At 67.4% G+C, this 13,242-nt stretch carries 9 protein-coding genes; 6 read left to right on the forward strand and 3 right to left on the reverse strand.

Annotated elements, in window-relative coordinates:
- Nucleotides 1–222: 222 nt before the first annotated feature.
- A complete protein-coding gene (locus tag PKB_RS20480; protein ID WP_043254012.1) occupies nt 223–3,702 on the forward strand; it encodes a hybrid sensor histidine kinase/response regulator in 3,480 nt (1,159 codons plus the stop codon).
- An 11-nt stretch (nt 3,703–3,713) separates the two neighbouring features.
- Here the strand turns inward: PKB_RS20480 and PKB_RS20485 are convergent, their stop codons facing one another.
- Entirely contained in the window at nt 3,714–4,172 is a 459-nt protein-coding gene (locus tag PKB_RS20485) for a DMT family transporter (protein ID WP_043254014.1), read from the reverse strand.
- 82 nt (nt 4,173–4,254) lie between these two features.
- Between PKB_RS20485 and PKB_RS20490 the strand changes: the two genes are divergently transcribed.
- Nucleotides 4,255–5,163: a LysR family transcriptional regulator gene (locus PKB_RS20490; RefSeq protein WP_043254016.1), complete on the forward strand. Its 909-nt coding sequence runs from the start codon at nt 4,255–4,257 to the stop codon at nt 5,161–5,163.
- Here PKB_RS20490 and PKB_RS20495 read toward each other — a convergent pair.
- Complete coding sequence (locus tag PKB_RS20495; RefSeq protein ID WP_236658431.1) at nt 5,160–5,858, reverse strand: MerR family transcriptional regulator; 699 nt, start codon at nt 5,856–5,858, stop codon at nt 5,160–5,162. The genes PKB_RS20490 and PKB_RS20495 overlap by 4 nt on opposite strands.
- A 414-nt stretch (nt 5,859–6,272) precedes the next feature.
- Here PKB_RS20495 and PKB_RS20500 point away from each other — a divergent pair, with 414 nt between their 5' ends.
- The 4 genes from PKB_RS20500 to PKB_RS20515 all read left to right on the forward strand — a co-directional run bounded on the left by PKB_RS20500 (nt 6,273) and on the right by PKB_RS20515 (nt 11,251).
- On the forward strand, nt 6,273–7,151 hold the full coding sequence (locus tag PKB_RS20500; protein ID WP_043254021.1) for a M24 family metallopeptidase: 879 nt from the start codon (nt 6,273–6,275) through the stop codon (nt 7,149–7,151).
- Nucleotides 7,148–8,926: an SDR family oxidoreductase gene (locus PKB_RS20505; protein ID WP_043254024.1), complete on the forward strand. Its 1,779-nt coding sequence runs from the start codon at nt 7,148–7,150 to the stop codon at nt 8,924–8,926. The genes PKB_RS20500 and PKB_RS20505 overlap by 4 nt, the downstream gene beginning before the upstream one ends.
- Before the next feature lie 10 nt (nt 8,927–8,936).
- Nucleotides 8,937–9,824: a metal-dependent hydrolase gene (locus tag PKB_RS20510; protein ID WP_043254027.1), complete on the forward strand. Its 888-nt coding sequence runs from the start codon at nt 8,937–8,939 to the stop codon at nt 9,822–9,824.
- Between the two features lie 83 nt (nt 9,825–9,907).
- A complete protein-coding gene (locus tag PKB_RS20515) occupies nt 9,908–11,251 on the forward strand; it encodes an NAD(P)/FAD-dependent oxidoreductase (RefSeq protein WP_043254029.1) in 1,344 nt (447 codons plus the stop codon).
- Nucleotides 11,252–11,367: 116 nt separating this feature from the next.
- On the opposite strand, the gene PKB_RS20520 is transcribed toward PKB_RS20515, so the two are convergent.
- The gene (locus PKB_RS20520) at nt 11,368–12,729 is read right to left on the reverse strand and encodes a DNA recombination protein RmuC (RefSeq protein WP_156958146.1); all 1,362 of its coding nucleotides are present in this window, start codon (nt 12,727–12,729) and stop codon (nt 11,368–11,370) included.
- Nucleotides 12,730–13,242 lie beyond the last annotated feature (513 nt).

A 13,242-nucleotide genomic window follows, 5' to 3' on the forward strand; every position in this document is an offset into this window, starting at 1 on the left:
CTCCGCTTCGAGCCCGGCGCCAGGCAATAGTGCCACTAGCGCCGCCAGGGTGCGACGGGCGCCCCCCGGCGCGGAAGGCGCGCAAAGCTACCAGCGAGCATGAAGCGCGGCAAGCGACCGCTGCGACCTTGGTCGCAGGCTTTCTGACAGCCTCCCGCTTTGGTGCGAAACTGCATGCAGCTACAGCGCTCCTGCGGGGGAGCGAGTCAATCCGGAGTTCGCATGTCGTTGTCCAGCGGGCTGATCGCCACGGTCGCCCTTCTCTACATGGCCATCCTCTTCGCCATCGCCTTCTACGGCGACCGCCGCCGCGCGCCGCTGTCGCCGCGCATGCGCGCGTGGGTCTACAGCCTGTCCCTGGCGGTCTACTGCACCAGCTGGACCTTCTTCGGCGCGGTCGGCCAGGCCGCCGGCCAGCTCTGGTCGTTCCTGCCGATCTACATCGGCCCTGTGCTGCTCATGCTCTTCGCGCCCTGGGTGCTGCAGAAGATGATCATGATCAGCAAGCAGGAGAACATCACTTCCATCGCCGACTTCATCGCCGCGCGCTACGGCAAGTCGCAGGCGCTGGCCGTGGTGGTGGCGCTGATCTGCGTGGTCTGCGTGCTGCCCTACATCGCCCTGCAACTGAAGGGCATCGTGCTCGGCGTCAACCTGCTGATCGGCGCCGGCGCCGATGCCGGCGGCAGCCGCGCGCAGGACACGGCGCTGATCGTGTCGCTGGTGCTGGCGCTGTTCACCATCGTCTTCGGCACGCGCAGCCTGGACGTCACCGAACACCACCGCGGCATGGTCCTGGCTATCGCCTTCGAGGCGCTGGTAAAGCTCGCCGCCTTCCTCGCCGTCGGCATCTTCGTCACCTACGGCCTCTACGACGGCTTCGACGACCTGCTTAAAACCGCGCGCGTCGCGCCGCAACTGACCGAGTACTGGCAGGAAACCGTGCATTGGCCGGCCATGCTGCTGCAGACCGGCGTGGCCATGACCGCGATCATGTGCCTGCCCCGGCAGTTCCACGTGCTGGTGGTGGAGAACATTGAGCCGCGCGACCTCGGCCTGGCACGCTGGGTCTTCCCGGCCTACCTGGTGCTCGCCGCGCTCTTCGTGGTGCCGATCGCCCTCGCCGGGCAGATGCCCCTGCCGGCAGGGGTCATCCCCGATTCCTTCGTGATCAGCCTGCCGCTGGCCGAACAGCACCCGGCGCTGGCTTTGCTCGCCTTCATTGGCGGCGCCTCGGCGGCCACCGGCATGGTCATCGTCGCCAGCGTGGCGCTGTCCACCATGGTCTCCAACGACATGCTGCTGCCCTGGCTGCTGCGCCGCCGCGGCGGCAATGCCGAGCAGCCGTTCGAGGTGTTCCGCCACTGGCTGCTCACCGTGCGCCGGGTCAGCATCGCGCTGATCCTGTTGCTCGCTTACGTCAGCTACCGCCTACTCGGCTCCACCGCGAGCCTCGCCACCATCGGCCAGATCGCCTTTGCCGCCATCGCCCAACTCGGCCCGGCAATGATCGGCGCGCTGTATTGGAAACAGGCCAACCGCCGCGGCGTGTTCGCCGGCCTCGCCGCCGGTTCCGCGCTCTGGGCCTACACCCTGGTGCTGCCGGTGATCGCCCGCGGCCTGGGCTGGCCGCTGGAGAATTTCCCCGGCCTGGCCTGGCTCGCCGGCCGCCCCTTCGGCGTGAACATCGAGCCGCTGACCCTCGGCGTGCTGCTTTCGCTAATCGGCAACTTCGCGCTGTTCGGGCTGGTTTCGGTGTTCTCCCGCACCCGCGTCTCCGAGCACTGGCAGGCCAGCCGCTTCATTGGCCAGGAGCTTTCGCAGAAGCCCAGCTCGCGCTCGATGCTCGCTGTACAGCTGGAAGACCTGCTGATGCTTGCCGCGCGCTTCGTCGGCGAAGAGCGCGCCCGGCAAAGCTTCATCCGCTTCGCCTACCGCCAGGGCAAGGGCTTCGTGCCCAGTCAGAACGCGAACGAGGAGTGGATCGCCCACACCGAACGCCTGCTCGCCGGCGTGCTCGGTGCCTCTTCCGCGCGGGCGGTGGTGAAAGCCGCCATCGAAGGCCGCGAGATGCAGGTCGAGGACGTGGTGAAGATCGCCGACGAAGCCTCCGAAGTGCTGCAGTTCAACCGCGCGCTGCTGCAGGGCGCCATCGAGAACATCACCCAGGGCATCAGCGTGGTCGACCAGTCGCTGCGCCTGGTGGCCTGGAACCACCGCTACATTGAGCTGTTCGACTACCCAGAAGGCCTGATCTACGTCGGCCGCCCCATCGCAGACATCATCCGCTACAACGCCGAACGCGGTCTTTGCGGTCCCGGAGACCCGGACCTGCATGTGGCCAAGCGCCTGTACTGGATGCGCCAGGGCACGCCGCACACCTCCGAACGACTGTTCCCCAACGGCCGCGTCATCGAGCTGATCGGCAACCCCATGCCCGGCGGCGGTTTCGTCATGAGCTTCACCGACATCACCGCGTTCCGCGACGCCGAGCACGGACTCAAGGAAGCCAACGAAAGCCTGGAGCAACGCGTACAGGAACGTACTCACGAGCTGTCGCAGCTGAACCAGGCGCTGACCGAGGCCAAGGGCACCGCCGAGGCGGCCAACCAGTCGAAGACGCGCTTCCTCGCCGCCGTCAGCCACGACCTGATGCAGCCGCTGAACGCCGCCCGGCTGTTCTCAGCCGCACTCGGGCACCAGAACGGACTGTCCAGCGAAGCTACTGAACTGGTGCGCCACCTGGATTCCTCGCTGCGCTCCGCCGAGGACCTGATCACCGACCTGCTCGACATCTCGCGCCTGGAAAGCGGCCGGGTCAGCGCCGAACGCACGGCATTCCCGCTGAGCGCGCTGCTCGATCCGCTGGACGCGGAGTTCTGCGCACTGGCGCAGGAACAGGGCATCGACTTCCGCCTGCGCGGCAGCAAGCTGCGCGTGGACAGCGACATCAAGCTTCTGCGACGGGTGCTGCAGAACTTCCTGACCAACGCCTTCCGTTACGCCAAGGGCCGCGTGCTGCTCGGCGTACGCCGCGAGGCCGGGCATGCGCGCCTGGAAGTCTGGGACCGCGGCCCGGGGATTCCAGAGGACAAGCTCAGCGTGATCTTCGAGGAGTTCAAGCGCCTGGACAGCCACCAGACCCGCGCCGAAAAAGGCCTGGGCCTGGGCCTGGCAATCGCCGACCGGCTGTGCAAGGTGCTCGGCCACCGACTGGAAGTACGCTCCTGGCCAGGCAAAGGCAGCGTCTTCAGCGTCAGCGTGCCGCTGGCCCGGCAACCGGCGCCGGCCGAACTCAATGGCCACCGAGTCGAAACGCCGGCCGAGCTCAACGGTGCTCAGGTGCTTTGCGTGGATAACGAAGACAGCATCCTGGTCGGCATGAGCAGCCTGCTCAGCCGCTGGGGCTGCCGCGTGCTCACCGCCCGCAGCAAGGCCGACTGCGAGCAGCTGCTGGCCGGCGACGCGCGCCCCGAGCTGGCCTTGATCGACTACCACTTGGACAACGGCGAGACCGGCGCCGAGCTGATGGCCTGGCTACGTGCGCGGATGGGCGAGCCGGTGCCCGGCGTGGTGATCAGCGCCGACGCCCGCCCCGAACTGGTGGCGCAGGTGCATGCCCAGGGCCTGGAGTTCCTCGCCAAGCCGGTCAAGCCGGCGGCGCTGCGCGCGCTGTTGAGCCGGCACCTGAGCCTGCAATGAGCAGGCGCTGCTCAGGCCAGTCGCCCGCGCCACTGCAGCAGAAGCACGCCGGCGACAATCAGTAGCAGCGCAATCACACCCTCCGCACTGAGCCGGCGCACTGGAAAGCCCAGCCAGCCGTATTGGTCGCACAGCGAGGCGACAAGCACCTGACCGGCGACCACGCAGGCCAGGAAAGTCGCGCCGCCCAGGCGCGGCGCCAGCATGACTGCGACCGTCAGGTAGGCTGCGCCGAACAGCCCGCCGAGCCAGCTCCACCAAGGCGTCGCGGCCAATCCGCCGCTGGCCGGTAGCGGCACGCGCAGCACCAGCAGGGCGAGCACGACCACGCCCAGGCTAACGCTCAGCGAGGCCAGGCTGGCGCTCAGCGGATGCCCCAGTTGACGCCCGAGAAAGGCGTTGCTGCCGGCCTGGAGGGCCACCAGGCCGCCCACCGATACGGCCAGGGCAATGAGCAGAAGTTTGGACATGGGAAGAACTCCGTCACTTGTCGATGGGACTATCCTTTGCTATCCAATCAGCGAATTGAAATGCACATTTGGCACGGCACATATGCATGAGATTCATGACCTGCGACGCATCGACCTCAACCTTCTCGTGATCCTCGATGCCCTCCTCGCCGAACGACACGTATCCCGCGCAGCCGATCGCCTTGCCATGTCGCAGCCGGCGGTGAGTCATGCCCTCGCACGCCTGCGTGAGCTAATGGGCGACCCACTGCTGGTGCGGGTCAGGAACGAGATGCGCCTGACCAGCCTCGCGCTGGAGCTGGCGCCTCGACTCGTCCTGGCACTGGACGGCGTACGAGGGCTGCTAGGCGGACCGGCGTTCGCGGCGGAGTCCAGCCACCGGCACTTTCGCCTGGGCATGTCCGACTACGGCGCCTGGGTGGTTCTGCCACGCCTGCTGCGCGACCTGCGCCAAAGCGCGTCGCATTCGAGCCTTGGCGTCACCCAGGAATCACGCCTGGAAATGGCCCGTCAGGTGGCTGAAGGTGAACTGGATGGCGCCCTGGGCGTTTTTCCGGAGCTGCCTGCTGGCGTGCGCGCCTGGCGGCTGTTCGAGGAACGCTTCGTCTGCGTTTGCCGGCGCGACCTGCTGGACCGGCCCTTGAGTCTGTCGCTGCCCGCCTACCTGGCCGCCGCGCATCTGCGCGTGGCCTTGCAGGATACGCTGGAGGAGGTCGACGGCTGCCTCGGCAAGCTCGGCCTGCAGCGTCGGGTGGCGCTGACCCTGCCTCACTTCACTGTGGCGCCCGCGTTGCTCGAAGGAACAGACCTGGTCCTGACCATCGCCGAGCGCTGCCTGGAACGCCTGGCACTGTCCGACTCGCTGGCGGTGTTCGAACCACCCCTGGCGCTACCGCGCTTCGATTTCGTGCAGATCTGGCGCGAAGACGCCGAACGCGATCCAGCGCGCCTCTGGCTGCGCCAACGCCTGCAGCAGGCCGCGCAGGATTAGCGTGGCTGCTCCAGCTGCCGCAGGATCTCGCCGACGCGCTCGCCGAGCATCTCGTTGGCCGACAGCTTGAGGCCGCGCGCCAGTTCAACCAGCACCACCTGCTCGGCCAGCGGGCGCAAGCGCATGAACACCTCCGCCAGTTGCCCGAGGTCGGCCGCTCCGGGCAGCAGGTCGGCGCCCTTCTTGTCCACCAAATGGGTCACCACCAAGCGCACGATGCCGGCGGCCAGGTGCTCGGTGTCGCTGCGCAGCACCGCCAGATGCTCCAGCAGCGCCGCCAGGGGGATACCCGAGCGGTGCAGCTCGACGCCAGCATTGAACAGGCGCGGGCTGGGCACGTTTATCCGCTCGCCATCGAACTGCAGCAGCCCCTGGGCCAGGGCGCGCTCGATCACTTCGTCATTCAGCTCGTCACCGAAGATCGCCTGCAGCTCGTCGAAACCGATCACCGCCGGCGCTTCCTGGTTCCAGGCACCGAGGATCGCCTCGTCGAGGCCGAGGACATGGTCGAGGTCCTGGCCGCGCTCCCAGCTCTCCAGCAACTCCTTGATGTTCGACAGGCCGTAACCGCGCTCCAACAAGCTGCCGATCAGGCGCAGGCGGCGCAGGTGGCTGGCGAAATAGACGCCGGTACGTCCACGCCTCTCCGGCGGCGGCAGCAGGCCGCGGTCCTGATAGGCGCGGACATTGCGCACGGTGCTGCCGGCTTCGCGGGCCAGTTCGTCGACGCTGAATTCGCGCTCGTCATCCAGCGCCCGCGGGCTGTCGTCGGGACGCTGGAGCAGGCGCTGCAGGAGGCTCAGGGGTGTGCTCATGGGCGCGATCATAGCGACGGCATCGCGAGCGCTACAACCGGAACGGGTTATTCCCAAAGCGCGGATCACAAAACCGTCCAGAGCCCAACCAAAGGCGGGATTTGGCCCCGCCGCCCCAACCCTCTCTTCCGCTCAACCCGCGCGGTTCCTGGCCTGTAGACGAATGACCGGGACGGTAACACCGCCCCCGGGCATGGCGCGCGCGAGGCGGATGGGTCAGCATCGAACCATGACATCGACCAATGTCACGATCACTTCCGCAGACCCATAACAACAACCGGCCTGGAGAGAGTCATGTCCCACGGCGCTTGGCTGCCCACCCCCGAAGACCTGGCGCGCTTCCGCGACGTCCAGCAGCTCGCCTACCGTTGCTGCGAAACCATCGCCGGCGAGTTGCACCCCGGCATCAGCGAGCGCGAAACCGCCGCATTGATGAAGACCTGGCTGCAGGATCACGGCGTGCACGAGTGGTTCCACCAACCCTTCGCCTGGTTCGGCACCCGCACCGCCTTCAAGGGCTTCGACGGCCTGCGCCACCTGGGCGGCTTCAACCTGGCCTTCTACCCCGGACGCACGCGCCTGGAAGAGGGCATGCCGTTCATCCTCGACTGCGCCCCCACCCTCGGCGCCTATACCGCCGACGTCGGTTACTCGGGCGCCCTGGGCAGCAACCTGCTGGTCGACCGGTTGATGGACGACCTGCTGCCGCACCGCGAACTCATCCTCGACCTCATCCGCCAGCGCCAGCCGATGGCCGAGGTCAGCCGCGCGGTAGACCGCCTGTGCCAGCGCCAGGGCACCCTGCCGCGACACAAGGCCTACCCGTTCGAAGTCCTGGCACACCGCGTGGAAAAGCTCGGCGAGCGCAAGAGCGGCCCGTCCATCGCCCGCTTCGGCGTGCGCAACCTCTACACCCTGACGCGCAACGCGCTGCTCACCGGGCGCCGCGAAGGCTGGTCGCCGTTGTGGTCGAGCAACGCCCGCTCTGAACACGCGCCCACACCTGGCTTCTGGGCGGTGGAACCGCACCTCGGCCTGCGTGGCGTCGGCGTGAAATACGAAGAGCTGCTGGTGATCACCGAAGACGATGCCTTCTGGCTGGACGACGACTTGCCTCATGTACGCCGTTGGCGCGAGCGCGGCCTGCTGGCAGTGCGCAAGGAGGCCGCATGAACGCCATGTTGGAACAGCGCCCCGGCCTGCCGCCGGCCGAACGCCTGACGGCGCAGTCCGGCGACGTGCGCCTGGCCGTCTACCGCTGGGGCGACGCGAGCAAACCGATGCTGCTGTTCGTCCACGGCTACCCGGACAACCATGAAGTCTGGCTGCCACTGATCGAACGCCTGGTTGGTCGCTATCAAGTCGTGGCCTACGACGTGCGCGGCGCCGGCGCATCGGACAAGCCGGGCAAGACCCGCGACTACCGCCTGGAACTGCTCAGCCAGGACCTCAAGGCCGTGCTGGATGCGGTAAGCCCCGAACGCCCGGTGCACCTGGTCGCCCACGACTGGGGCTCGATCCAGACCTGGGAAAGCGTCACCGACCCGGCGCTGCGCGAGCGCATCGCTTCCTACACCAGTGTCTCCGGCCCCTGCCTCGACCACGTCGGCTTCTGGATGCGCGACCGCCTGCGGCAGAAGAGCCCGCGCGCACTGCTGCAACTGGTCAGCCAGCTCGTGCACTCCTGGTACATCTACTACTTCCACCTGCCGCTGCTCCCGGCGCTGTCCTGGCGCCTGGGCGTGGCTCGCCTGTGGCCGCAATACCTGCGCAAGGTCGAGGGCGTTCGCAATCCGGCGATAAACCCGCACCAGGCCAGCGACGGCGTGCATGGGGTGAAGCTGTATCGGGCGAACTTCATCACCTCGATCTTCAAGCCGCGCAAGCGCCACACCGAGGTCCCCGTGCAACTGATAGTGCCGACCCGCGACCGCTACGTCGGCCAGCAGCTGTTCCAGCAACTCTCGCTGTGGGCGCCGCGGCTGTGGCGGCGCGATGTGTCCGCCGGGCACTGGACGCTGCTCGCCGAAGCCGATCGCCTGGCCGGCTGGATCGACGAATTCGCCAGCCACATCGAAGGCGGCGAAGCCAGTCAGGCACTGCAACGCGCCGCACTGAAGCCGGGTTCTGGGCCCTTCGCCGGCAAGCTGGTGGTGGTCACCGGCGCCGGCGGTGGCATCGGTCGCTCGACCCTGCTCAGCTTCGCCGAGCGCGGCGCCAGCGTGCTCGCCGCGGACATCGACCCGGCCGCCGCCGAACGCAGTGCCGAACTGGCCCGTGCGATGGGCACGAGCGCCTTCAGCTATTGCGTGGATGTCGGCGACAGCGCCGCCATGGAGCGCTTCGCCCAATGGGTGAAGAGCAGCCTGGGCGTGCCCGACGTGGTGATCAGCAACGCCGGCATCGGCATGGCCGGCGCCATGCTCGACACCACCCCGGCGGACTGGGAGCGTCTGCTGCGGGTCAACCTGTGGAGCGTGATCGACGGCTGCCGCCTGTTCGGCCGGCAGATGGTCGAGGCCGGCAAACCCGGGCACCTGGTCAACGTCGCCTCCGGCGTGGCCTTTGCCCCGTCGCGCAACTACCCGGCCTACGCCACCAGCAAGGCCGCGGTGCTGATGCTCAGCGAATGCCTGCGCGCCGAACTGGCCGGCAAGGGCATCGGCGTCAGCGCCGCCTGCCCCGGCTTCGTCGACACCGGCATCGTCCAGGCCACCCGCTTCGCCGGGCTCTCCGACGAGCAACAGGCCAAGCGCCGCGCCAAGGTGCAGCGCTTCTACCGGCGCCGCCGGCTCAGCCCCGATAGCGTGGGCGAGAAGATCGTCCAGGCCGTGCAACGCAACAAGCCGGTGGTCGCCGCCGGCAGCGAGGTGCACATGGCGCACTGGCAATGGCGCCTGCTGCCCGGCCTGTCGCGTCTGTTCGCCCGTTTCAACCTGACTTCCTGAGGTACGCGCCATGATCGACCATCATCACCGCCTGGTGCAGCGCAAGGTCCAGTTCGACTACAGCGACTCGCCGCTGCACTGGATCCCCGGCGAGGCCGAGGCCTCCCACGTGATCAACGTCATCCATATGATGCTGCCGGCCGGCGAGCTGTGGTTCTGCCGCCTGTACAACAAGGCCCTGCCCTTCGTGAAGGACGCCCGCCTGCGCGACGACGTGCAGGGTTTCATCCGCCAGGAGGCGATGCACTCGCGCGCGCACTCCGGGGCGCTGGAGCGCTACCTGTCGGTGCATAACATCGACTCGTCTAAGTACCTGAAGGTGATGGACTACCTGTTCGAGCAGCTGCTCAGCGACACACCCTTCGGCTACCAGCTGTTCAACCGCCGGCCTTGGCTGCAGCGCTGGTGGATCGGCCAGCGTTGCGCCATCGTCGCCGCCGTCGAGCACTTCACCTGCGTACTCGGGAAATGGATTCTCGAGGCCGATGCGCTGGACCGCGCCAAGGCCGACCCGGTGCTGCTCGACCTGTTCCGCTGGCACGGCGCCGAGGAAGTGGAGCACCGGAACGTCGCCCACGACCTGCACGTGCACCTGGGCGGCAGCTTCGTCAGCCGCCAGCTGTGGATGTTCGTGGTCTGGCCGCTGATCGTCTGGCTGTTCGCCTTCGGCACTCGCACCATCGCCCGCCAGGACCCGAGCCTGACCAAGCCGCGCGGCTTCTTCGCCATCTGGCGCGACAGCGCGAAGCGCGGCCTGCTGCCAAGGATCTCCTCGGTGGCGACCAGCTTCCTGCGCTACTTCAAGCCCTGGTACCACCCGGACCACGAGGCCAACACCCAGGAAGCGCTGGACTACCTCGCCCGCTCGCCGGCCGCCAGCCGCGCCGCGCGCGCCTGAGTCCCCGCGGACCCGCGCCCATGGATGGGCGCGGCTCGCCACCGGCATACTCGGCCCTCCATTGAGTACGACAGGGAACGCCGATGCCGACCGGAACCTATCCGCTGCACCCCGCCCTCGCCAGCGCCGAGCGCCTGCCCGAGGAAGTCGACCTGGTCGTCGCCGGCAGCGGCATCATGGGCTGCGCCAGCGCCTGGGAACTGGCCGGGCGCGGGCTGCGCGTGCTGGTCTGCGACAAGGCCGGCCTCGCCAGCCAGCAGTCCACCCGCGCCTGGGGCTTCGTCCGCCAGCAGGCCCGTGATCCCGCCGAAGTGCCGTTGATGATGGCGGCCATCCCGCTCTGGGAGCGCCTCGAAAGCGAACTGCAAATGCCACTGGAGTGGCGCCAGGGCGGTTGCCTGTACCTGGCCGAAAACGCCGAGCAGCGCACCCGCCATGAGGAGTGGCTGAAGGTCGCCGCACAATTCGGACTCGGCACCCGCGTGATCTCGCCCGCCGAAGTGAAGGCGCTGATGCCGGGCCTTTCCGACACGGGCCTTGGCGCCCTGTACACCGCCAACGACGGGCAGGCCGAACCACGCCGAGTCGCACCTGCATATGCCTTGCGCGCCCGTGAGCGCGGCGCCGTGTTCGTCGAAGGCTGTGGCGTGAGCGGCATCGACCTCGCCGCCGGACGCATTTGCGGCGTGCAGACCGAACGCGGTTACGTGAAGACGAAGCATCTGCTGGTCGCCGCCGGCGCCAGCAGTTGGCGCCTGCTGCAGAGCATCGGCCTGGAACTGCCGCAGCAAGCCGTGCGCTGCACGGTATCGCGCACCAGCCCCGGCCCGCATATCGGTGCGCAAAGCTTCATCGGTCATGGCATCGGCATCCGCCAGCGTGCCGACGGCAGCTTCAACCTGGCCGACGAAACCCAGGCCGATATCGACCTCAGCCTCGACTACCTGCGCGCAGCCAAGTGGTACCTGCCGCACTTGCCGGACAACCGCGCAAGCTTCGCCTTCAAGCTCAATGGCAAGCTGCTCCATGACCTGTGCCAGCGCCTGCCGGGCTCGGAGAGACAGCGCAACGGCCCAGTGATCGGCGAGCGAGATCCGCAAGTCGCTGTGAATCAGCGCCGCGTGCTGGATGCCCAGCGCAACCTGGCCAAGGCCTTCCCGGCCTTGAAAGAGGTGAAGGTAGTGGAAAGCTGGGCCGGGATGATCGACGTGCTGCCCGACGGCATCCCGGTGCTGGACGCCCCGAGCGAAGTGCCGGGCCTGCTGGTGGCCACGGGCTTCTGCGGCCACGGATTCGCCATGGGGCCGATCGTCGGCCAACTGATGCGCCAGTGGCTGCTCGACGGCCAGCCAGGTCTGGACCTGCACGCCTTCCGCCTGCGGCGCTTCGCCGATGGCACCGCCGGAAAGCCGTATTCGCTGTTCTAGCGATCCTGTACCGCGAATGGCGCCGAAAGCTGTAGGAGCGGCCCATGGCCGCGAATCGCGGACAAGGTCCTCCTACCAAGAGCAGGCACCGCGCGTACCGACCGGTATACGCCGGATTACTCGCCTTCAAGCACCTGCGGCTCGTCGCCCAGCGCCCGCTCCAGCCAGTCGCCCGGCAGGCTCTTGCTGGCCCGCGCGCCGAGCAGCTTGACCTGCTCCGCACGGCTGATCAGGTTGCCACGCCCTTCGCAGAGCTTGTTGCGGGCCGAGGCGTAAGCCTTGTCCAGCTGCTGCAGGCGCGAGCCCACTTCATCCAGGTCCTGCACGAAAAGCACGAACTTGTCGTACAGCGCGCCGGCGCGCTCGGCAATCTCGCGGGCGTTCTGCGTCTGCCGCTCCTGGCGCCACAGGCTGTCGATCACCCGCAGCGTGGCTAGCAGGGTGGTCGGGCTGACGATCACGATGTTGCGCTCGAACGCCTCCTGGAACAGGTTCGGTTCGGCTTGCAGGGCGGCGGAAAATGCAGCTTCCACCGGCATGAAGAGCAGCACGAAGTCCAGGCTGTGCAGGCCTTCCAGGCGCCGGTAATCCTTGCCGGAAAGGCCCTTCACATGGTTGCGCAGCGACTGCACGTGCTGCTTCAGCGCTTGCAGGCGGATTTCCTCGTCGTCACTGGCGACGAACTGCTGGTAGGCGGTCAGGCTGACCTTGGCATCCACCACCACCTGCTTGTCGCCAGGCAGGCGGATCAACACGTCAGGCTGGAAGCGCTCGCCGTCGGCGGCACGCAGGCTGACCTGGGTCTCGTACTCGCGACCCTTCTCCAGCCCGGCATGCTCCAGCACCCGCTCCAGCACCAGCTCGCCCCAGTTGCCCTGGGTCTTCTGGCCCTTGAGCGCACGGGTCAGGTTGGTCGCCTCCTCGCCCAGGCGCAGGTTCAGCTGTTGTAGGCGCTCCAGTTCCTTGCCCAGCGAGAAGCGCTCGCGCGCCTCCTGTTGATAGCTTTCCTCGACACGCTTCTCGAAGGCCTGGATGCGCTCCTTCAGCGGATCGAGCAATTGCCCCAGGCGCTGCTGGCTGTTCTCGGCGAAACGCTGCTCGCGCTCCTCGAAGATCTTCCCGGCCAGCTCGGCGAACTGCGCGCGCAACTCATCACGAGCCGACTGCAGATCGCCCAGGCGCTGCTGGTGACCTTCCTGCTGCTCGCGCAACTCGGCCGCGAGGGACGCGCGTTCGGCGGCCAGACGGCGCAGCTCCTCTTCCTTGCTCTCGCGCTCGCCCTGCCAGGCGCGCTCCGCCTGCACCTGGCGCTCGCGTTCGGTACGGCGCAGCTCGACTTCGCGACGCAGCGCCGCCGCCTCCGCCACCAGCTCGCCATTGCGACCATTGAGGTGCTGGACAGCCTCGCGTTCCGCCTCCAGCTGCACGCCGAGGCCGTCCTGGGCCAATTGCGCGGTCGTCAGGCGCTCGCCTAGCAGGGCCAGCTCGCCCTCGCGCTCGGCCAGCCGCTCGCGCAGGCGCCAGGCGAGCCCGGCCAGCGGCAGCATCCCGGCGAGCAATCCGATCAGCAGGTTTGGCAGGTCAATGGGCATTCGCAGGCTCCGGAACAGACGGCGGGGAGGAAAGTTGCGCGCCATGGTAGCAGCGATGAGCGACGAAAAAGTCCCTGGCAACGGCCTGGAAAGGCTTGACAAAGGTGGCCGGAAGCAAGCGCTTGGGACAATCCACAGAAGCTGTGGATAACTTCGTGGATAAGATGATGAAAACGTCTTATACGCCTTGCCCTGCGGGGCCGCGGCTTAGATTGTCGATTTTTTCACCAACAGAAAAACAATAATATTTTCAATAACTTATGAATGTAAAGTGAAAAATCAAAGGCTTGCGGAAGATTTTCTCAAAGGCTTGACAGGGCGCACGCGCGATGTGCACAAGTCTGCGGCACACGGCCGCAGACCGCCTCAATTCAGGGCGGCAAAGCGGCATACCAGGGG

It is taken from the genome of Pseudomonas knackmussii B13, from assembly GCF_000689415.1.
GTDB classification, from domain to species: Bacteria; Pseudomonadota; Gammaproteobacteria; order Pseudomonadales; family Pseudomonadaceae; genus Pseudomonas; species Pseudomonas knackmussii.

What these genes read in the sequence shown, in the direction of transcription:
- PKB_RS20490 (WP_043254016.1), top strand. Translation starts at nt 4,255, where the DNA reads ATGCATGAGATTCATGACCTGCGACGCATCGACCTCAACCTTCTCGTG.
- PKB_RS20485 (WP_043254014.1), bottom strand. Translation starts at nt 4,172, where the DNA reads ATGTCCAAACTTCTGCTCATTGCCCTGGCCGTATCGGTGGGCGGCCTG.
- PKB_RS20510 (WP_043254027.1), top strand. Translation starts at nt 8,937, where the DNA reads ATGATCGACCATCATCACCGCCTGGTGCAGCGCAAGGTCCAGTTCGAC.
- PKB_RS20505 (WP_043254024.1), top strand. Translation starts at nt 7,148, where the DNA reads ATGAACGCCATGTTGGAACAGCGCCCCGGCCTGCCGCCGGCCGAACGC.
- PKB_RS20500 (WP_043254021.1), top strand. Translation starts at nt 6,273, where the DNA reads ATGTCCCACGGCGCTTGGCTGCCCACCCCCGAAGACCTGGCGCGCTTC.
- PKB_RS20480 (WP_043254012.1), top strand. Translation starts at nt 223, where the DNA reads ATGTCGTTGTCCAGCGGGCTGATCGCCACGGTCGCCCTTCTCTACATG.
- PKB_RS20515 (WP_043254029.1), top strand. Translation starts at nt 9,908, where the DNA reads ATGCCGACCGGAACCTATCCGCTGCACCCCGCCCTCGCCAGCGCCGAG.